Annotated in this window: 14 protein-coding genes and 1 tRNA gene; 6 read left to right on the top strand and 9 right to left on the bottom strand. The window is 67.5% G+C overall.

What is annotated here, in order from left to right:
* Positions 1-66: 66 nt before the first annotated feature.
* The 5 genes from OG203_RS19510 to OG203_RS19490 form a co-directional block, all read right to left on the bottom strand.
* Positions 67-636, bottom strand: coding sequence for a TetR/AcrR family transcriptional regulator (locus OG203_RS19510; protein ID WP_405167921.1), 570 nt, complete (start codon positions 634-636; stop codon positions 67-69).
* A gap of 98 nt (positions 637-734) precedes the next feature.
* The gene (gene hpnE / locus OG203_RS19505) at positions 735-2,096 is read right to left on the bottom strand and encodes a hydroxysqualene dehydroxylase HpnE (protein ID WP_405167072.1); all 1,362 of its coding nucleotides are present in this window, start codon (positions 2,094-2,096) and stop codon (positions 735-737) included.
* Positions 2,097-2,151: 55 nt separating this feature from the next.
* Positions 2,152-2,334 (bottom strand): hypothetical protein, encoded by a 183-nt coding sequence (locus OG203_RS19500; RefSeq protein WP_405167071.1) that lies wholly within the window; start codon positions 2,332-2,334, stop codon positions 2,152-2,154.
* 218 nt (positions 2,335-2,552) lie between these two features.
* Positions 2,553-3,332: a DNA-formamidopyrimidine glycosylase family protein gene (locus OG203_RS19495; RefSeq protein WP_405167070.1), complete on the bottom strand. Its 780-nt coding sequence runs from the start codon at positions 3,330-3,332 to the stop codon at positions 2,553-2,555.
* Between the two features lie 81 nt (positions 3,333-3,413).
* Positions 3,414-8,066 (bottom strand): ATP-dependent helicase, encoded by a 4,653-nt coding sequence (locus tag OG203_RS19490; protein WP_405167920.1) that lies wholly within the window; start codon positions 8,064-8,066, stop codon positions 3,414-3,416.
* A 116-nt stretch (positions 8,067-8,182) separates the two neighbouring features.
* Here OG203_RS19490 and OG203_RS19485 point away from each other — a divergent pair, with 116 nt between their 5' ends.
* On the top strand, positions 8,183-8,728 hold the full coding sequence (locus tag OG203_RS19485; RefSeq protein WP_150404323.1) for a histidine phosphatase family protein: 546 nt from the start codon (positions 8,183-8,185) through the stop codon (positions 8,726-8,728).
* Here OG203_RS19485 and OG203_RS19480 read toward each other — a convergent pair.
* Complete coding sequence (locus OG203_RS19480) at positions 8,718-9,344, bottom strand: TetR/AcrR family transcriptional regulator (protein WP_405167069.1); 627 nt, start codon at positions 9,342-9,344, stop codon at positions 8,718-8,720. The genes OG203_RS19485 and OG203_RS19480 overlap by 11 nt on opposite strands.
* Positions 9,345-9,412: 68 nt before the next feature.
* Between OG203_RS19480 and OG203_RS19475 the strand changes: the two genes are divergently transcribed.
* Together OG203_RS19475 and OG203_RS19470 are read left to right on the top strand one after the other, a co-directional pair.
* On the top strand, positions 9,413-10,360 hold the full coding sequence (locus OG203_RS19475) for a patatin-like phospholipase family protein (protein WP_405167068.1): 948 nt from the start codon (positions 9,413-9,415) through the stop codon (positions 10,358-10,360).
* The gene (locus OG203_RS19470) at positions 10,357-11,193 is read left to right on the top strand and encodes an SDR family oxidoreductase (protein ID WP_405167067.1); all 837 of its coding nucleotides are present in this window, start codon (positions 10,357-10,359) and stop codon (positions 11,191-11,193) included. Before OG203_RS19475 ends, OG203_RS19470 begins: the two co-directional genes overlap by 4 nt.
* 73 nt (positions 11,194-11,266) lie before the next feature.
* Here OG203_RS19470 and OG203_RS19465 read toward each other — a convergent pair whose 3' ends face one another.
* Positions 11,267-12,421 (bottom strand): lipase family protein, encoded by a 1,155-nt coding sequence (locus OG203_RS19465; RefSeq protein ID WP_405167919.1) that lies wholly within the window; start codon positions 12,419-12,421, stop codon positions 11,267-11,269.
* Between the two features lie 692 nt (positions 12,422-13,113).
* On the opposite strand from OG203_RS19465, the gene OG203_RS19460 reads away from it, so the two are divergent.
* Positions 13,114-16,599 carry an indolepyruvate ferredoxin oxidoreductase family protein gene (locus OG203_RS19460; RefSeq protein ID WP_405167066.1) on the top strand — a complete coding sequence of 1,162 codons (3,486 nt, stop codon included), beginning with the start codon at positions 13,114-13,116 and terminating at the stop codon, positions 16,597-16,599.
* A 358-nt stretch (positions 16,600-16,957) separates the two neighbouring features.
* Here OG203_RS19460 and OG203_RS19455 read toward each other — a convergent pair whose 3' ends face one another.
* Positions 16,958-17,491, bottom strand: a complete 534-nt coding sequence (locus tag OG203_RS19455) for a hypothetical protein (protein WP_405167065.1) — start codon at positions 17,489-17,491, stop codon at positions 16,958-16,960.
* A 59-nt stretch (positions 17,492-17,550) separates the two neighbouring features.
* On the opposite strand from OG203_RS19455, the gene OG203_RS19450 reads away from it, so the two are divergent.
* Positions 17,551-18,141: a TetR/AcrR family transcriptional regulator gene (locus tag OG203_RS19450; RefSeq protein ID WP_405167064.1), complete on the top strand. Its 591-nt coding sequence runs from the start codon at positions 17,551-17,553 to the stop codon at positions 18,139-18,141.
* Positions 18,142-18,194: 53 nt separating this feature from the next.
* Here OG203_RS19450 and OG203_RS19445 read toward each other — a convergent pair.
* A tRNA-Met gene (locus OG203_RS19445) sits at positions 18,195-18,268 on the bottom strand.
* 301 nt (positions 18,269-18,569) lie between these two features.
* On the opposite strand from OG203_RS19445, the gene OG203_RS19440 reads away from it, so the two are divergent.
* Positions 18,570-20,261, top strand: coding sequence for an MDR family MFS transporter (locus OG203_RS19440; RefSeq protein WP_405167063.1), 1,692 nt, complete (start codon positions 18,570-18,572; stop codon positions 20,259-20,261).
* Positions 20,262-20,489: the final 228 nt, after the last annotated feature.

Below are 20,489 nucleotides of genomic sequence, written 5' to 3'. Positions count from 1 at the left end.
CCGCGCCTGGAGAACAGAAAACCGAACTGTCCGTGAGATTTTCGTGATGGCGGACGATGCCGCAGGTCAACGGGGCGCTTCCAGTCGTATCGCCCAGCCGACGAGTGAGCGCAGGTAGCGCAGCACCATCTCGTCCGGGTATCGCTCCGGATCGGTGAGATGCAGCCTGGCCAGTTCCTCCATCGCGGCGAGCAGGATTCGTTCGGTCGGGCCATTCGGGTCGACAGTGACGCCCGCGTAGCGGGACAGGTGTCGCGCGCCGATCGCCCGCGCGTAGGCCCGGCCCATGTCGAGCCGGTCGCGCAGGTCGGGCGGGCCGCCGTCGGGCGGGCTGAGGATGATCCGCCAACTGGTCGGCGCCGCGTGCAGATAGGCGAGGATGCCGCGACCGACCTGGTCCACCTCGACGGTGTCGGACCAGTCGACGCTGCTGACCCCGGCCAGCGCGATCGCCGACTCGCGGTCGAGCAGCGCGGTCATCAGGCCGGACAGATCGGTGAACTGCTGATACACCAGGGCGCGGGCCACCTGGGACTCGCGCGCCACCCGGTCGATGCTGACCGCGCCGAAGCCGTCGGCGGCCACGATGTCGCGCGCGACGTCGAGCAGCTGGGCCCGCCGGTCCGCCGCCGACATCCGGCGCTTCGGCGTCGGCTGGTCGGCCGAGGACTCGGGGGTCAGCGGCTTGTCCGGCAAGGGTTGGGCAACGTACTCGGACGCGGCGCGCTCCGTGCTCACCGCACCGACGGTAGCGCAAGCAGCAGATCGACCGCCCTGGCCGCGCTCTGTACTGCGCTTTCCATGGTCGCCGACCAGTCGGTGGCGGTCCAGTCGCCCGCGAGCACCAGCGTCGGCACCGAGGTTCGCTGCTCGGGCCGCAGCGCGTGCGTGCCGACCACCTGCGAGAACGTCGCCTTCGGCATCCGGACAACGTGTCCCTGAATCACTTTCGCCGCCTTGGCGGCCGGGTAGTAGCGGCGAAGCAGGTCGAGCTGCTCGGCCACGATCTCCTCGTTGGTCTTGTGGATCTGTGCGTAGGCGCCGCTGGTGGTCAGGCAGTACAGCCAGGCCTGGTCGGTGCCGCGGCCGGTCATCCGCTGCCGATCGAAGACCTCGTCGATCACGCCGGTGCCGCCGATCAGCGCCTCGAATTCGGCCGTCGTGCCAAGCGGGCGGTCCAGGTAGAGGTTGGTGCTGACAATCGGGGTGTAACCCAATTTGTCTGCGGCGGCGTAGATTTCGGTATGCTCGGGCAGGTCGTCGAGCAGGCCGTTGATATTGGAGTTGGGCACGGCGCACACCACCGCGTCCGCGGGGACGGTGGTGCCGTCGGCCAGCGCCACCCCGGTGACCCGGCCGTTGCGGATGTTGATCCGGCGGGCCACCGCGCGATGGCGCACCGTGACCCCGTGTCGTGCAAAGACTTTCAGCGCTCCGGCGACGTAGAGCGTGTCCAGGTCGGTGGTGGGGTAGCCGATGGTCGCGGGCCGCCGGTGTTTGATGCCGAGGCGGATGCCGGTGGCCATGACGTCGGCGAGTACCTTCGCCGACTCCTGCTGCACCGGTTCGGCGGCGACGCCGAGGGCGAGCCAATCCCACAGTGCCTCACGGGCTTTCGCGGGCATGCCGACGCGGTTGAACCACTGCTCGGTGGTCAGATCGGGCAGGTCGGCCGGCTGGTGCAGGCATTGCCAGCCGAGCCGGAGGGTGGCGACGGTGGCGCGGATCCGTTCGAGCACGCTGGCGTCGGGGTGGGCGCCGGACAGGGTGCGCAGCGCGCCGAAACCCTTCGTGCTCATGGTGACGCTGCGACCGTCGGGCCAGCGCAGCGTCGCGTGGTTCGGGAACGCGACGTACTGCCGGGTGCCGACGCTGGTGAGATACCGGAACAGGTGGTCGTAGCCGCTGGCGATCACGTGCTGGCCGTTGTCGGGCAGGTCATCGACCACGTCGACCTTCATGGCGTGCGTGCGCCCGCCGAGTCGGCCGCGACGTTCGAGCAGGGTGACCGTCTTACCCGCTTGGGCCAGCCAGACCGCGGCCGCGAGGCCGGCCAGTCCGCCGCCGATGACCACGTACTGCCGCGGATCACTCATACTGCGCCTCCCACTTAACTTACATGTCGTAAGTTAAGTGGGAGGGATCACTTCGTCAAGGGCGCGGCGATACCGAGGAGATCGCCGGGTGCGGTGCCCGCGTCGTGTCGGCGTTCGAATTCGGATGGAGCAGAAGGTAACTGAAGAGCACGGTGGCCATGGTGGCCAGCGCGGCGAAGAAGAGGCGGCTGGCGATCGCGAGGAGCGGTCGTCTGCCCGAACTCGATACCGTCGTCATGGCCTGCTCCTGTGCTGTGTCGTGACTGCCACGGATGTAGTCGTGCCGCGCGCGCCGATCATTAGCAACTGAGTGGCAAATTACAGTGGTCGATGAGTAATAGCCGGTGGGCACGCCGAGCGGTTGGGCCGATTGCACAGTTGATTCGGTGCGGCGAACCAATGGGCTTGGTCCGGTGCCGGACTTTCTCGAGTGGACTTGTGCGGTCTGGAACCGGACTAGGCGGGGAGCGGCTGGCAGCGCGGGCAGAAATAGATACCGCGTTCGCGGTAGGCGATGCGGTCCGACGCGGGTGCGGGATCGCCGAGGAGCTGGGACGCGATGGGTGTGCCGCAGCGCTGGCAGGGGCGGCGGGTGCGGCCATAAATGAGTTCGCGTCGCGGTGGTTTCCGCACCGACTCCGTCAGGATGCGCTGTGCCTCGTTCACCAGCGCGAACAGGTCGGGTACCTCGGCGACCGGGGTGGCCGGGTGGACGCGGCGCAGGAAGCAGACCTCGCTCCGATAGATATTGCCGATACCGGCCAGGTTCCGCTGATCGAGCAGCGCCATCCCGATCGGCTGCTCCGGATATCGCTCCAGTCGCCGAACCGCCTCGGCCACATCCCACTCCGGCCCGAGCAGGTCCGGTCCGAGGTGATCGATGACCGTGTGTTCGTCGGCGAGCCGCAGCACTTCCACCTTGCCGAGGGAAAACCCCACGGCCTCGACCTCATCCGTGCGCAGCACCAGCCGGGCCGTTACCCGCGGCTTGGTCCAGCGCTGCCCGCAGTGGAAGATCCGCCACGTGCCCTCCATCTTGAGATGGGTGTGGATGCTGACCGTCGGTGTCCGAATGAACAGATGCTTGCCGTAGCTGCCGACGCTCTCCACCACCTGGTCCCGCAGATCGACCGTCGCATACCGCGGCACCCGGAAGTCACTGCCGGTCAACGTCTTCCCCACCAGCGCCGCACGCAACCGCGCCGCCGTCAGGAACACGGTGTCACCCTCGGGCATACCGCATCCCGAGGTTCGCCGAACGGGACATGATGGCGCGACCACTCGACGTTTGTCGCCGTGATGTCCCGTTCGCGGTGGTCATGGGCGGGTCCGGAGGCGCAGGCCGCGGGGGGTGGTGGCGAAGCCCGCCTCGGTGAGGAAGCCCGCGAAGGTGTTGCCGTGCACGGTTTCGCCGTCGACGCGGTCGATGACGAGGGAGTCGACGCGGCGGTTGTGCACCAGATCGGCCAGGGCCTGAGCGGCGGACTGGCGGGCGTTGGGGTCCTCGGTGAAGGTGAGCAGGGTCTTGCCGCCGCGTTCTAGGTAGAGCACCAGGTCGCCATCGACGAGAACGACGAGTGCACCGGCCTTGCGCCCGGGGCGATGTCCGCTGTCACCATCGCCTTTCGGCCAGCTGAGCGCGGCGCCGTAGGGATTGGCCGGATCGCAGGCCGCCAAGGCGAGTGCTTTCCCGCTTTGCGGTCTGGTGTCGCCGGGACGGCTGCGCTCGGTGTCGAACGACCGCAGTCGATCGACCACATCGGTGGTGGAGAACTGGGCGCCACCGAGCGAGTCGATGAAATACCCACGGCGACAACGCCCCCGGTCCTCGAACTCGGTGAGCACGCGATACATCAGCGCGAAACCGCCCGGCACGCCCTCGCTCTGCACCGACCCACGCGTCAGCACGCCATACCGTTCCAGCAGCAGGTCCGCCGTCGCGTGCGCCCGAACGGTGTTGTCCGACACCCGTTCCGGCAGCAGCGACCAGCGTCCGGCCACCGCTGGCGGGCCGGACCGGGTCGGCATGCTCGGGCGCGGCAGATAAGCCCGCCCGCGCGGTGCCCGGCGCGGCGTCCGATGGGCGGTCGTGGTCCGTGTGGTACCCGAAAGCATGGCCCGCACCGGCGCGAACGTATCGCCGGAAACCATTCCGGCCCACACCAATTCCCACAGCGCCGCCGCCACCTGCGGGTCATCGAGCAACCCGGTCGCATCGGAGAGCTGCCGGAAGAAGTACGCGCCTCCGCCGTGCGGCACCGGCGCGAGCCTCGGGTTCGGAGCAGACTTACGCCCGCCCGCTTTCGCGCTGCTATCGCCGGTGCCTTCTGGCGCGGGGGACCCTGATATCGGCGGGTCGAGCGATATCGGTTCCGGTGCCACGGCCGCAGGCGTCCACGGCGCGAGGGATGCGCCAAGAGCGGTGAGCAGACGCAGCTGCACCTCGGACAGTTCGATGTCGTCGGGCGGGGCCAGGGTGAAGGGGGCCTGGTCGGTGAGGTGTAGCGCGACCCAGCCGTCCTTTGCGGTAATCGATCCGTGGCCGGACCAGATGACCTCGCCGGTGGCCATCAGTTCGTCGAGCATGGCGGGGGAGTAGTCGCGGACCCGGGCGGGCAGGATGAGCGACTCCAGGGCCGAGGCCGGGATCGGCACGCCGGCAAGCTGTTCCACGACGGCCGCGACGCCGTCGACGCCGCGGAGTTCGCCGGTCCCGATGTGTTGCCAGGCGGGCAGGAAGCGGCCGAGGGTGGCCGTCGACACCGGCTCGACCTCGTGCCTTGCGGCGGCAAGCGAGCGGCGGCGCAGCCGGCGAAGCACCTGCGCGTCGCACCATTCCGAGCCAGCCGTTCCCGGCGTGAATTCGCCTTCCACGACCCGCTTTTCGGTGATGAGCCGGTGCAGTGCGGTGGCAACGACGGCCGTGCCGAGGCCGAAGCGCGCGGCCACCGCCTCGGTGCTGAACGGACCGTGCGTGCGGGCGAACCGGCCGACCAGATCGCCGAGTGGATCGGCGACCGGCTCGATGAATGCCGCGGGCGTGCCGATCGGCAGCGGCACGCCGAGCGCGTCGCGCAGCCGGGACGCGTCCTCCACCGGCACCCACCAGCTGCGACCCGCGAACGAAACCTCCAGGGCCCGGCGCGATTTCACCAGCTCGGCAAACCACTCGGTCGGATCGTCGACGCAGCGTTCGGCGGCCTCGGCGGCGGTGAGCGGCCCGAGCAGGCGCAGCAGATCGGCGAGCCCTTCGGTGTCGCGGGCGTGGCGTTCCGGGGTGAGCCGCTGCAGTTCCCGCTCGGTCTGCTCGAGCACCGAGGCGTCGAGCAGCTCGCGCAGTTCTACCCGCCCCAGTAGCTCGGCGAGCAGGCCCGAGTCGAGCGACAGTGCGGCCGCGCGGCGTTCGGCAAGCGGGCTGTCGCCGTCGTACATGAACTGCCCGATGTAGTCGAACAGCAGGGCGTTCGCGAACGGCGATGGTGTCGCGGTCTCCACCTCGACCAGGCGCAGCTGGCGGCGCGCCACCCGGCCGAGCAGCTCGCGCAGCGACGGCAGATCGTAGACGTCACGCAAACATTCGCGCACCGTCTCCAGCAGGATCGGGAAGTCGGGGAACTTGCGCGCCACATCGAGCAGCTGCGCCGACCGTTGCCGCTGCTGCCACAGCGGGGCGCGCTTGCCAGGATCACGCCGCGGCAGCAGCAGTGCCCGCGCGGCGCACTCGCGGAAGCGGGACGCGAAAAGCGAGGAACCGCCGACCTGTTCGGTGACGATGTCATCGATCTCGTCGGGTTCGAAGACGAACAGCTCCGCGCCTGGCGGATCGTCGGTGGTGTCGGGTAGCCGCACCACGATGCCGTCGTCGGAGGCATTCGGCGCGGCGTCCACGCCGAATCGTTCGCGCAGTCGCGCCCCGATCGCCAGCGCCCATGGCGCGTGCACCGGCAGCCCGTACGGCGAGTGCAGCACCAGCCGCCAGTCGCCGAGTTCATCCCGGAACCGCTCCACCACCAGCGTCTTATCGGTGGGCAGATGCCCGGTCGCGGTCCGCTGCTCGTCCAGCAGGGTGCCGAGGTTCGCGGTCGCGAAGGCGTCCAAACCGGCTGCCGCGGTGAGCTTTTCCAGGTTCTCCGGGTGCTGGCCGACCTTCCGCACGAATTCGCCAAGCGCCCCGCCGAGTTCGGCTGGACGCCCCAATCCGTCGCCGTGCCAGAAGGGTAACCGTCCCGGTTGCCCGAACGCGGGCGTCACCAGTACCCGATCGAAGGTGATCTCCTCGATCCGCCAGCTCGTCGCGCCGAGCGCGAACACGTCACCGACCCGCGATTCGTAGACCATCTCCTCATCGAGTTCGCCTACCCGCGAAGCCTTTTCGCCGACCATGTAGACCGCGAACAAGCCCCGATCCGGGATGGCGCCGCCCGAGGTCACCGCGAGCCGCTGCGCGCCGGGGCGGCCGGTGAGCGTGCCCGCGTCCCGATCCCACACCAGTCGCGGCCGCAACTCGGCGAACTCGTCCGACGGATACCGCCCGGCCAACAGGTCGAGCACCGACTCGTAGGCCGAGCGCGGCAGCGCCGCGTAACTTCCGGTGCCGCGCACGATGTCGAACCAGGCGTCGACGTCGATCGATTCGAGCGCGCACGCGGCAACGGTCTGCTGGGCCAGGATGTCGAGCGGATGCGCCGGAATCTGGATCGCCTCGATCTGTCCGGCGGTCATCCGCTGCGAGGCCACCGCGCAGTGGATGACATCGGTGCGGTGCTTCGGGAACAGCACCCCGCGCGAGATCTCGCCGACCTGATGCCCGGCCCGCCCGATCCGCTGCAGCCCGCTCGCCACCGAGGGCGGCGCCTCCACCTGCACCACCAGATCGACCGCGCCCATATCGATGCCGAGCTCGAGACTGCTGGTCGCGACGACACAGCGCAGCCGCCCGCTCTTCAGGTCGTCCTCGATGAGCGCGCGCTGCTCCTTGCTCACCGAGCCGTGGTGCGCCCTGGCGAGCAGCGGGCCCGCACCGTGGATCACTTCCGTCGACGCGCCTAACTGCGCGGGGGGTTTGTGCTCGGTCGCCACCGGTTCGCCGAGCCGTGCCGCATAGGTTTCGTTGAGCCGCGCGGTAAGCCGCTCGGCCAGCCGCCGCGAATTCGCGAACACGATCGAGGACCGGTGTTCAAGCACCAGGTCCACGATGGCCTCGTCCACGTGCGGCCAGATCGAGCCGGGCTGATCGGACTCACCGGGTTCGGTCATGTCCGCCACCGGCACCCGGACGGACAGGTCGAAGGTCTTCGGCGCGGGCGGCGAGACGATGGTGATCGGCGCGTTGCCGACCAGGAACCGCCCGACCTCGTCCGGCGGCCGCACCGTCGCCGACAATCCGATCCGCTGCGCGGGCCGCTCTGTGAGTAGATCGAGGCGGGCCAAAGACAGCGCCAGATGCGCACCACGCTTCGAACCGGCGATCGCGTGAACTTCGTCCACGATCACCGTGCGCACGTTCCGCAGCGTCTCTTTCGCGGCGGAGGTGAGCATGAGGAACAGCGACTCGGGTGTGGTGATCAGAATGTCCGGCGGCGTGCGCTGCATGGATCGGCGATCGGCCGCGCTGGTATCGCCGGAACGGACCCCGACCGTGATCGCGGGCGGATCCAGCCCGAGCCGCTTGGCGGTCTGTGTCACACCGACCAGCGGCGCCCGCAGATTGCGCTCCACGTCCACCGCGAGCGCCTTCAGCGGCGACACATACAGCACCGACGTCCCGGCCTTCTCCAGGGCTTTCTCGCGGGTGGCCAGCTGATCGATCGCCCACAGGAACGCCGACAAGGTCTTACCCGACCCGGTCGGCGCGATCACCAGCGTGTGCTCGCCCGCCGCGATCGCCTCCCATGCCCCCAGCTGAGCGGCGGTCGGCGCCGGGAACGCACCGTCGAACCACTCCTGAGTAGCGGGGGAGAACTGAGCCATGGGATCAGTGTGCACCGAGGCACCGACAACCGAGTCGGCGTCGCCGACAAGCTCGATCTGGCCCGAATTCCTGGAGTGGCGGACCAGCCATATGCGCATAGTCGTACGCTTCGGTCGTGCAAAAGGTGCTCAGACTCGACCTGGTCAGCCATGGCATGACTGAGGCGATGCGCAAAGCACGTTTTCCAGTCGACGAATCGCTGACCGAGGCAGGCCGCCGGGCCATCTCCGGCTGCACGCCGCTCGCCGCGCCGAGGGTGCTCACCGGACCCGAGCGACGGACGGTCGAGACGGCGGCGCTGTTGGGGCTGCCCGGCGATGAGGACACTCGACTACGTGATCTCGACGCGGGCGCGTGGCGTGGCGGTGCGCTGATGTCGGTGCCACAGGACGAGCTCTACGCGTGGCTCACCGACCCGATGTTCCGCGGCCACGGCGGCGAATCCGTGGTGGATGTGATCGAGCGGACCAGGTACTGGATGGCCGAGATCGCGTCGGAGGGCAAGTCGACCATCGCCGTCACCCACCCCGCCGTCATCCGCGCGGCCCTGCTGGTGACCCTGGACGCGCCGCCGAAATCGTTCTGGCGGATCGACATTCCACCGGGCAGCGTCACCCGACTGCACTACCGCGGCGAATGGACCCTGCACTTCACGGCGTGACGGTGCTTTTCGCGGCGAGTGGTCCCGTGCCGAGGGTGACAAGCAACCGGACGGCGTCGGTGATCAGCCGGGCCGGGATCGACGGGTCGATGGCGCGCTGCATGCCCAAGCCGATGCCCATGCTCAGGATTCCCGTCGCCGCGTCCTCGGCGGGCACCGGCAGCTCGATCCCCATCGTGTCGGCCAGCGTCTGCACCTGCGCGGCCACCGCGCCGCGCACCACACTCAAGCTGGACACCAGCGCCGCCCGCAATGCGGGATCGTCGCGGGAGACGGTGGCGAACTCGAATTCGAGCATGGTCCAGCCGACATCGCCGACGGTCCGCTCGGCCCACGCCTGAAACCGCTCTAGCTGCTCCTCGAAGCTGTCACCCGCCGCGAGCAGATCGGTGACCTCGTCGAACTTGGTCGCGTGGATGAGCTCGATCACCTCGAGGCCGAGCTCTTTCTTGGTGCGGAAATTCGAGTAGACGGCGCCCTTGGAGTAGCCGGCCTCCTCGGCGACCCGCTCCAAACTGGTGCTCGCGTAGCCGTCGGACAGGAAGAGGTCGCGTGCCGTGGCGATCAGGTCAGCGCGGGTGCGTGCCTGGCTCTCGGACCGGGTCAGACGTGCCATGCCGTGATTCTACGTACCGTAAGATTTCGGATACCACTGGTATTTGAATTCTGCTAGTGTTTGGAACCATGGGTAACAACAACGGGTCGCAGCGACGCGGCCTGGCCATCGGTTGTGGTGGCACGCTCGGTGCCGCGTGGATCGTCGCGGCGCTGGCCGCCGTTCGGGACGTGCTGGACTGGGATCCGCGCGAGGCCGATGTGCTGATCGGGACGTCGGCGGGCGCGGAGTACGTGACCATGCTCGGCAGCGGCCTCTCGGTGGACGACCTATCCGCCATGCAGGACGGCACGTCCACGAATCCGATTCTGTTGGCGCACATGCGCTCAGGTCCCGGGCGTCTTCCGCCCCTTCCGCGCCCCCGGTTGGGTTCGGTTCGACTTCCCCTGCGCCGCACCGATTCCGGGCAGGCGCTACTCACCGCGGGCAGTGGGCTGTTGCCGGTCGGCGGCGGCGACGCGAGCTGGTTGCAACAGCTGGCCGAGCGGCTCAATCCCGGCCGCCCCTGGGTGCCGCACCCGGCCACCTGGCTGGTCAGCATGGATTACGCGACGGGAGAACGGGTTCCGTTCGGCTCGCCCGACGCCCCGACCGCGCCGCTCGGTGCGGCCTTGCGCGCGTCGTGGGCGGTACCCGGCTGGCTGCCGCCGGTACCCATCGCGGGGCGCCGCTTCATCGACGGCGGCGCCGGTTCGACGGCCTCGGTGGATCTGCTGATTCCGGCGAAGCTCGACGAACTCGTCGTGCTCGCCCCGATGGCCTCGACCGGGAAGATCCCCGCGACCGGCGTCGGTCACTTTCTCGAACGGCAGCTGCGAAACCGCATGAGCGCCAAGCTCGATGCCGAGATCGCCAAGCTGCGCGCGACCGGAACCAAGGTCCTTCGCCTCGACGCCACCGCCGATGACCTCGCGGTGATGGGACCCAACTTCATGGACGGCCGCCGCCGCCTCGACACCTTCCAGCACAGCCTGCGCAGCACGCGCCGTGCGCTCGAACAAGGAGCCTTCGCATGAGAATCCTCGGTCACGGATACCCCGACTTCGACCTGGAGGGCGCGCGCGTCCTGATCACCGGTGCCGGCCGTGGTATCGGTCAGTCCACCGCGGAACTGTTCGCGGCCAAGGGATCCGAGGTGGTGATCGCCGATGTCGACACCGTCGCCGCCGAAACCGCCGCTGCCGCACTAGGTGCCAAGTCCTACGAGCTCGACGTGCGCTCACGCGGCCAGTGGGACAAGGTGATCGCCGACCTCGGCCGTGTCGACATCCTCGTCAACAATGCCGGTGTCATGCCGGCGGGCCCGTTCCTCGACGAGCCGGATGTGGTCGGCCAGGCCACGATGGACATCAACGTCTGGGGCCTCATCCACGGCATGCGCGCCGTCGCGCCGGGCATGATCGAGCGCGGCCACGGCCACATCATCAACGTGGCCTCGCTGGCAGGCAAGATTCCCATCGCCGGCCTCGCCGTCTACAACGCGAGCAAGTTCGCCGCCGTAGGCCTTTCCGCCGCAACGCGTTTGGAATTCGCGCCGCGGGGCGTCAGCGTCAGCTGTGTGCTGCCGTCGGCCGTGCGCACCCGCCTGTCCGCCGGCCTCACCCTCGGCCACGGCATGCCGACCGTCGACCCCGAAGACGTCGCCGCCGCCATCCTGCGCACCGTCGCCACCCGCAGGGGTGAGGTAGCCGTGCCCAACTACCTCGGCCCCATCGACGTAGCCCTGGCCGCCGCCCCCGAACGCGCGGTCCGCCTGTTCCGCCGCCTGATCGACGGCGACCGCGCCCTGCACCCCGCCGACGAAAAGACCCGCGCCGAATACGAAGACCAGGTCCGCTCCATCAGCTGACTCACCATCGGCTCGGCGAAGACGAAAAGTGGCCCCGGAGCAGAACTCCGGGGCCACTCGTCATTGGTGTGGGTCAGCAGGTGGTTGGCGCCGGGTCACCGCGGAAGCGGGCCTCCACGTAGTTCCACGCGTCGATGAAACCCGCCGCGGCCGTGGTCAGGTGTTCCGCTATTTCGTAGGGGTGGAATTCGACTCGGGCGCCCGCCTTGCAGTAGCGGTCGACCACCTCGGCTACCGGCGGGAAGAAGGTCATCTCGTCGAAGCGGCCCTGCCAGATGTAGGTGGGGACGGTGGGCACGCCGTCGAAGTAGCGCAAGCTGTTCTCGCGCAGCACCTGATGGGCGACCGGGCTGTCCATCAGGCTCTTCGAGGCGGCCATCTGCTCGGCGTTGCGGAACGCGCCGTGGAACAGCAGGAACCGGCGGCAGGCGTCATGGGTGAATTCGCGGAACCACAGGCCGTTTTCGTTGAGCTGGTCCGACACCGGAAGCCGCTCGGGGTATTCGCGTTCGAGTCCCATCGCGGCGGCGAACGCCAGCCCGAAACCGGGGTGCGGTGCGAAGCCGAGTGCCATCGCCATCTGTTCGAGATCGGCGGGGATGCCGCCCGCGACCGACGCGGTGATCTTCAGATCGGGCGCGTAGGTTGGCTGGAGTGCGGCGGCCCACGCGGTGGCCATGCCGCCACCGGAGTAACCGGCCAGCGCGACCGGTACGTCACTGAGACCGAGTTCGGAAACCTTGCGCACGGCCTTGACGCTGTCCAGCGTCATCATGCCGCTGAGCCTGGCCGCGCCGTAGGCGGAGGTCGGACCGAGGTAGTCGGGCAGCGAGACCGCCCAGCCGCGCCCGATCGGCAGCATGGCGCCGACGGCGTCCTGTAGTTCGCCGTTGAACAGCGAACGCGACGGGTTGCACTGGGTGCCAAGGGAATTGATCAGCGCCTGGTAGGAGACGAGCGGCGGGTTCTTGACGCCGTTCGGCATCAGGACGGTGGTGATCCCCATGACCGGGTTGTTCATCGAGTTGGTCGACCGGAACGCGATCTGCCAGCCGGTGGTGCCGATGTACGGACCGGTGTCGATCCTGCGGGTGCGCACCACGTCGCCAGGCTGAAACTCGGCCAGGTCGGCGGGTGCCGCGTAGAACACATCCGGATCCGGTGTGGGATAGAGCGGTTGGGCGTTCGCGGGCAGGCCGAGCAGGCCTGCCGAGACGACGCTCAACACCAGGATCGCGATCCTGAACGGAACTCTGTGCACGGTTTTCCTTCGAATCTCGGCCGTTACCGAATTACCGACCCGACAATGCCTCGGCAACTTGAACGGACCACCACTGCAGGGGAAATCGCAGCGAACGTCATCGATCGCTACGCGGACGGGCAGACAAGAACTCGCAGTCGAACCGAAGGTCGGACCGGCACACCACCTTTCGGCTCAACGACTGCGATCGGCCGCGACAGCGGCACCCTCCGTTGCGAAGGTAGCGTCGCGCCTGCGGCGTCGCGCCACCGGGTCCGGCATATTGGACAATTCACAACGCGTTTCCTATGCGTTTGACCAAGATCACTGCTCCGTCAATCTCGCCAGCGGCGTGTCATAGCCAACCGCTCTTGATGTCCGATTCGTTCGGTCCGCTTGGGGGTCCACTGAATGGGGCGGGTCTTCACTCGACGTTTGCCTCGGCCGGGTCCCGTTTGCTGGGTGGGTTCGGCGCAAGCCCGATTCGCGGGTCGGTGGTGGAGGTCACAGTAAACCTCACATCGTGCATGGTGTGTGCCCATTCACATGGAGTGAAATTGGGCAACATGCTCAATATGTAGAACAAAGGTTGTTCATTTCGCCCTTCGAGGGCAGGGTAAAGGGCATCAAGTGCTCAACTAAGGCGGCGCCCGATCGGCGCTGACCGGACGGGTGGATGTATGACCGAGCTCGCCGATCACGACCTGATTCCGGCGCCGTATGACCTTGCCGACCGCTACCGCGTCGGTGCTGGCACCGTTGTCCTTACCGGGGTCCAAGCGATAGCGCGTCAATTGGTGGAACAGCACGTGCGTGACCTGCGCGCCGGGCGGCGCGTCGGCACATTCGTGTCGGGCTATCAGGGCAGCCCGCTCGGCGGCGTCGACAAGATGCTGGGCGGGATGCCCAACGTGCTTGCCGAGCACGATATTTCGTTCGTCCCCGGGTTGAACGAGGAGTTGGCCGCGACCTCGGTGTGGGGCAGCCAGGCCGATCTGCCCAAGGGCACCGCCACACACGATGGTGTCGTGGGCATTTGGTACGGCAAGGGCCCCGGCCTCGACCGCGCGACCGACACGCTGCGGCACGCGAACATGTACGGCGCGAACGCCAACGGCGGTGTGCTGCTGCTGGTCGGCGACGATCCGGCCTCGAAGTCCTCGACGGTGCCAGCGGTGAGCGAACGCTCGCTGGCCGCGATGAACATCCCGGTTCTGTTCCCGCGCAACGCTCGCGAGATCATCACCATGGGCCTGCACGGTGTCGCGCTCTCGCGCGCCTCGGGTTGCCTTGTCGCGCTGAAGATCGTGGCCGATGTCGCCGACGGCGCGTGGTCGGTCGACGGCGACGCGGGTGATATCGACATCATCGTCCCTGAAATCCAGTGGGAGGGACGGCCCTTCAACTACCTGCAGCGGCCGATGGCGGCTCCGGCGGACAGCGTGATCGCCGAGGCGGACCTGTACGGCCCGCGCTGGGATGTGGTCAAGGCGTACAGCACGCTCAACGAGCTCGACGTCATCGAGGTCGACCCGCCGCACGCCACCATCGGAATCGCCGCCACCGGAACCACTTTCGACGCCGTCCGGCAGGCGCTGATCGACCTCGGTGTCGACGACGACGCACTCATGCGCGCCGGCGTCCGGCTGCTGCGCATCGGCATGCCGTTTCCCATTGCGCCCGAACGTATTCAGCAATTCGCGAAGGGCCTGAACCGCCTCGTCGTTGTCGAGGACAAGACCGCGTTCATCGAGACCCAGATCCGCGAGATCCTGTACGGCACGGCTGACGCGCCGGAGATCATCGGCAAGCGCGACAGCGCAGGTCGCCCGCTGTTCAGCCAGGACAGTGAACTGACCACCGGTCGCATCACCAAGCCGCTGAGCCGCGCCATGCACGGCTACATCGAGATGAAACGGCCGCTGCCGCAACCACTGTCGCTGGCCGTGCTGCCCGCCAAGCGCGCCGCCTACTTCTGCAGCGGGTGCCCGCACAACCGCTCCACCGCGGTGCCGGAGGGCTCGCTGGCCGGTGGCGGCATCGGCTGCCACACCATGGTGACCATGTCTGGTCGCGAGGACAGTCAGGTCACCGGCCTGACGCAGATGGGCGGCGAAGGCGCGCAGTGGATCGGCCAGGCGCCGTTCACCGATGTGCCGCACCTGTTCCAGAACATCGGCGACGGAACGTATTTCCACTCCGGCCAGCTCGCCGTGCAGGCGTGCATCGCCGCGGGGGTGAACATCACCTACAAGTTGCTCTACAACGACGTCGTCGCGATGACCGGAGCGCAGGACGCCGAGGGCGCGCTCGCGGTGCCGATGCTGACGCACAAGCTCAGCACCGAGGGCGTCGCGCAGATCATCATCTGCGCCGACGAGCCGAAGAAGTACCGCAAGCGCGATCTCGCCCCCGGCACCCGGCTGTGGCACCGCGATCGGCTCGACGAGGCGCAGCGCGCCCTGCGCGAGGTGCCCGGCGTCACCGTCCTCATCTACGACCAGCACTGCGCCGCCGACGCGCGCCGTCAGCGCAAGCGCGGCACCCTGCCGGTCCGCCGGACCAGGGTCGTCATCAACGAGGCGGTCTGCGAGGGCTGCGGTGACTGCGGCGTCAAGAGCAACTGCCTTTCGGTGCAGCCGGTGGACACCGAGTTCGGCCGCAAGACCAGGATCGACCAGACCTCCTGCAACACCGACTACACCTGCTTGGACGGCGACTGCCCGTCCTTCGTCACGGTGGAGCTGCCGGATCCGGCAAAAGCCAAGAAGCGCAAGGTAATGCAGCGTCCGGCGCCGCCGGTGCTGCCCGATCTCCCGCAGCCCGTGCTGACGGCGACGCAGAACGTCTTCCTCGCAGGCATCGGCGGCACCGGCATCGTCACCGTGAACCAGGTGCTGGCCACCGCCGCGCTGCGCGCGGGTTATGAGGTGGCGAGCCTGGACCAGATCGGCCTGAGCCAGAAGGCGGGACCGGTCGTCTCGCACCTGCGGTTCGCCAGCGGTGAACTGGAGCCGGCGAACCGGCTGACCCCGGGTTCGGCGGACTGCATCGTCGCCTTCGATCTGCTCACCGCCACCGACAACAAGAACCTGGCCTACGGCTCGCAGGCGAGCACCCTGTCGGTCGCGTCCACCAGCAAGACCGCGACCGGGGACATGGTGTACGACAAGGGCGTCGAGTACCCGGAGACGCCCGCGCTGCTTGCCAGGCTCGGGCAGGCGTCGCGCGAGGTGCGTTCCTTCGACGCACTCGCCGCCGCCGAGGTGCTGTTCGGCAATACCGCGGCCGCCAACTTCCTGATGGTCGGCGCCGCGTACCAGCTCGGTGGCCTTCGCCTGCCCGCGGCGTCGATCGAGGAGGCCATCGAGATCAACGGTGTCGCCGTGCACGCCAATATCGCGGCGTTCCGCTGGGGCCGGGTCGCGGTCGCCCGACCGGACGACTTCGCCGCCGCTGTCGGCCGTCCGCAGGCCGAGCGCACCGAAACCAAGGTTCCCGCAGATCTTTTCGACGGCCTGACCGCGACGGGTGAGACCAGGCGGCTGGTCGAACTGCGCGCCGCGGAGCTGATCGGCTTCCAGGGTGTCCGCATCGCTCGCGGCTATGTGCGGACGGTGCAACACATTTGGGAGGCGCAGCTGCGCACCACCGAGCGCACCGAGTTCAGTGAGCAGGTGGCCTGGGGCCTGTACAAGTTCACCGCCTACAAGGACGAGTACGAGGTGGCCCGCCGGCTGACCGACCCGGCCTTCCTCGGCGAGGTCGCGGGTCAGCTGCCCGAAGGGGTGAACCTCACCTACCGGCTGCACCCGCCGATCATGCGCGCCTTGGGTCGCAAGAAGAAGATCGGCATCGGACCGCGCGGGCACATCTCCCTGAAGATTCTGGCCAAGGGAAAGCGGTTGCGCGGCACCAAGTTCGATCTCTTCGGCTACGCCCATGTCCGCCGGGTCGAGCGCGCCCTGCTCGCCCACTACACCGAGATGGTGACGGCACTCGCGGACACGCTCGACGAGGCGGGCTACGACCGCGCGGTCGCGGCCGCCGCCCTCGCCGACACCGTGCGCGGCTACGAGGACATCAAGCTCGCCAACGTGGAGCTGTACCGAAACAGCCTGCGCGACCTCGGCATCGAGCCGCCGGTGGTTGATACCCATGAGTGAGCGCAGCGAATGAATCAAAGGCACAGCCGCCACGCGGTTATGCCGGAGCCGAGCGCCAGCGAGGTGCAGGCATGAGTGAGCGCAGCGAATGAATCAAAGGCACAGCCGCCACGCGGTTATGCCGGAGCCGAGCGCCAGCGAGGTGCAGGCATGAGTGAGCGCAGCGAATGAATCAAAGGCACAGCCGCCACGCGGTTATGCCGGAGCCGAGCGCCAGCGAGGTGCAGGCATGAGCGCGGCTGGGCAGTAGACCGCGCGCCTGGTCGAGCGTATAGGCCACGCTCCCGGGCACATGGGAAGCGGCCCGCAACTATGGTTGCGGGCCGCTTTCTTATTGGCGGGGAACAGGTTTCGACGGCTACGAACGCCGAGGCAGCACCGTGTAGCTGAACGAGACCACGAAATCGATCGCGAGGACCAGCGCCCAGGGAGCCATTACGCCCCACAGCGGCGCGGTGCGATCGGCGTCGCCGACCAGCAGCGTGAAGAAGCTGAGCACCACGGCGGCCGTCGTGTAGGCGAGTAGATGTTTGAACCATTGCCCGCGTTCCCTTGCGGCGCGTTCGGGCCCCGCCTTCGGCGGTCGTACCGGCGCCGGTCCACCGGCGAACCGGTGCGCGAACCGCTGATCGGCCCAGCCGATCAGCTGCGAGCCGAAGGCGAGCGACACGCCGATGTAGATGGCCGCGAGTCCATGGCTGAGCGACGCCTCGCCGCCGCGCCGCAGGTCGATCACCGACGCGGCGAGCAGCACCACATCCACCAGGGGAACGCAGGCGAGCAGCACGGTGCTCACCCGCCGCGCCGAGGTCAGGTAGCGGACCGTGAGGCCGAGCAGCAGTATCACCCAGAACCCGACCTCGCAGCCGATGATCAGCGCAATCACGAGCATCCCCTTTTCCGCACGATCGAGTTGGATAAAAGATAACACGACTGTGCGAAAATAGGCTCATGCCGAAGATCGTTGACCACCAGCTGCGCCGAGTAGAGCTCGCCGAGGCCGTCTGGCGCGTCATCGCGCGCGACGGCGTCGACGAGATCTCCATTCGCTCGGTGGCCACGGAGGCGGGCTGGTCCTCCGGCGCGCTACGCCACTACTTCGCCACCCGCGCCGAACTCCTGGCTTTCGCGTGCGAGGAGGTGATCGCCAGGGTCGCCGCCCGCATCACCGCATTGCCGCACACCGAATCCGTTCGCGACACGGTTCGGGCCATCCTGCACGAGACGATGCCCCTCGACGAACGTCGAATCACCGAGTGTTCCATCGCCTTCGCGTTCGTGGCCCTCGGCCTGAGCAATCCGCACCTTGCCGAGGTGCAACGCGACCACTTCGGTCAGATGTACGGCCTGTGCCGCGGACTCATCGACGACCTGGCTGCCGGAGACGCACTGGCGCAACAGGTTTCAGACCGCGAAGCCCTGTCCGCACAACTCCACGCCCTGGTCGACGGACTCAGCCTGCACGGTCTGGCAGGTCACCTCGCGCCACCGCAGATGATCGCCCAGCTGGATGGCTTCCTCGACGAGATAATCATCGGATAGCCGCCGACAACGAAAACGGCCCGAAACCAAAGGGTTTCGGGCCGTATCGTTTGTAGCGGGGACAGGATTTGAACCTGCGACCTCTGGGTTATGAGCCCAGCGAGCTACCGAGCTGCTCCACCCCGCGTCGGGTGTTCCCCAACCTTACACACAGAGTGCCTGGATACGAAAACGCCTGGTGGGGCGAGTCGTCGAGGGGGTTGGCGACTCGGTAACGGACCAGTCGCGATCAGGCGGCGGGTGTGGCCTGGATCACCTTGATACGGCTCTCGAGAGAGACATCACTCGACGTTTCCCGAATCGTGACCGAGGTTTATCGTTGCTGTTTCGTGTTGCTAGTTCGTGGGCGCAAGGTCGCCGCGGTCCGGGGATGGAAATGGCCGCAGTTCAACAACTGATGCGTGATTTTCTGATTTCAGGAGTTGCTGATGGCGCTGACTCAACGCGGACATCGGACCGAGCAGGTAGACGCACCCGCAGTGCAAGCGGGTAGTCCGGCGGGCTTCACTCATCGGCAGGTGCTTGTCATCCTGAGCGGCCTGGTCCTAGGCATGTTCATGGCGGCGCTCGATCAGACGATCACCGCGACCGCCGTCCGGACCATCGCCGACGATCTGTCCGGCTACTCCCTGCAGGCGTGGGTCACCACGGCGTATTTGATCACCGCGACATTGACGACGCCGCTGTACGGCAAATTGTCGGATATGTACGGCCGCAGGCCATTTCTGCTCGCCGCCATCGTGATATTCGTCGGCGGATCGCTGCTGTGCACGGTGGCGCAATCGATGTATCAGCTCGCGGTATTCCGTGCCATCCAGGGCGTCGGGGCGGGCGGGTTGATGTCGCTTGCCTCGGCCATCCTCGGTGACATCGTGAGCCCGCGCGAAAGGGCGAAGTATCAGGGGCATTTCCTGGCCACCTGGGCTACGGCCAGTGTGATCGGCCCGGTGCTCGGCGGTCTTTTCGCCAGTCAGCACAGCATTGCGGGGATCACCGGTTGGCGCTGGGTGTTCTTGATCAACGTTCCGGTCGGCCTGATCGCGCTGGCGGTGGTGTATCGCGTTGTCCGGATGCCGCAGCGCAATCCGGCCAGGGTCCCGGTCGACTGGCTCGGCACCGTGGCCTTCGCCATCGGCATCACGCCGTTGCTGATCGTCGCCGAGCAGGGCCGCGGTTGGGGGTGGACCAGCGTGAGCGCGATGGCCTGCTATCTGACCGGCGTTGTCGGGTTGGTCGCGTTCGTCGGTATCGAAGCCAGGATGGGCGACGCGGCCCTGATTCCGTTGCGGCTGTTCCGAAATCGGACGTTCGCGCTCGGCGTCGCGATCGCGATGGTGGTCGGTGCGTCGCTGTTCGGCGGCATCATTCTGGTTCCGCAATATCTGCAGGTGGTTCGCGGGGCCAGTCCGATAGCCGCGGGTCTGCAGCTGCTGCCGATGGTCGGTGGGCTGATGGTTGGCTCGATCGTGTCCAATCGGCTCATCGCGCGCAGCGGGCACTACCGGGCGTTCCCGATTATCGGTACGGCGACGGTCGCCGTCGGCCTGTTCCTGTTCCACTACCTGACGCCGGAAACGCCACTGTGGCGAACCATGATCTTCATGGCGATCACCGGGTTCGGGTTGGGAAATCTGTTGCAGCCCATCACTTTGGCCATTCAGAATGCCGCGGCGCCGAAGGATATGGGCGTATCGAGTGCGGCCGCCACCTTCTTCCGTCAGGTCGGGGGCACGCTCGGTGTCGCGGCATTGTTGTCGACGCTGTTCGGCCTGTTGCCGTCCAAGGTGACCGCCGCGATCGAGGCGGCCTCGACCCATCCGGCGTATCAGCAGGCCGTCGTCGCCGGTTTGCACAGCGGCAATCCGGCCGATGTCGCGTTCGCGCAGGGTTTGATACACCACGATTCCGCCGCGGTGCAGAAGGTGCTCGACGACAGCTCGGTGATCCAGCAGCTGAACCCCACGCTGGCCGGCCCGTTGCAGACGGGCTTCGCCGAATCCATGTCGACGGTGTACCTCGCGGCCGCCGCGCTCGCCCTGGTCGCCTTGGCCATGGTGCTGTTCTGGAAAGAGATACCGCTGCGTGAATCAGGCGGTATCGAGGCGTCCGGCGCGGAATAGGAAATCGGACAGTTTGAAATCTGTGTTGCACACTGTTAACTGTCGATTAATTGATGAAAATAATCGCGGGTTTATAAGGTGCCGATAAGAGGATGGTAAATCGCGCTGCGGTGACCGATTTGCGTAATTCGACGATCGTGAGAGTCGGCAGGGGGCTGTTGGGCGGGGTTGGCCGTAGGAATCTGATCAGCAACATCAGCCCAGTTCATGGGTCATTTCTGCGGGTAT

Origin of the sequence: Nocardia sp. NBC_01499 (genome assembly GCF_045040275.1) — a bacterium.
Taxonomy (GTDB): Bacteria; Actinomycetota; Actinomycetes; order Mycobacteriales; family Mycobacteriaceae; genus Nocardia.
The sequence above is the reverse complement of the archived record's forward strand: the minus strand, read 5'-3'. Positions and strand labels throughout refer to the sequence as shown.